Below are 314 nucleotides of genomic sequence, written 5' to 3'. Positions count from 1 at the left end.
CTATCCATACAAAGTCTGATACATCTTTTCCATGAAATCCTCAAGCTCTTTTTGAATAATTTTTAATAGGCGATCTTCTTCGGATTGAGAGATGTTCACTCTCTCATTTATATTTTTTTCATTTATTTGAAAATAGGCGCTAGAAACTAAATCAAAGTTCTTATCCAATTCATATAGTGCACTAGTTATTTTACCATCTATCTCTATTTCAAAATAAGCAGTAACCCCATTCCGTCCAGGATGCGATATTTTGAAATCGATATCTCCTTTTATCTCTATGGAGTCAATTCCTCCATCCAATCGAATAGCTCCAT

General features: G+C 33.1%; 1 pseudogene. It reads right to left on the bottom strand.

Annotation, left to right across the window (positions count from 1 at the left end):
• Window positions 1-314: pseudogene (locus tag CBI42_RS11695) on the bottom strand (thiol-disulfide isomerase); the annotation flags it as partial.

It is taken from the genome of Streptococcus sp. KR (assembly GCF_002238115.1).
Taxonomy (GTDB): domain Bacteria; phylum Bacillota; class Bacilli; order Lactobacillales; family Streptococcaceae; genus Streptococcus.
Note: the sequence above shows the minus strand (reverse complement) of the source record. Positions and strands in the feature narration are given on the sequence as shown.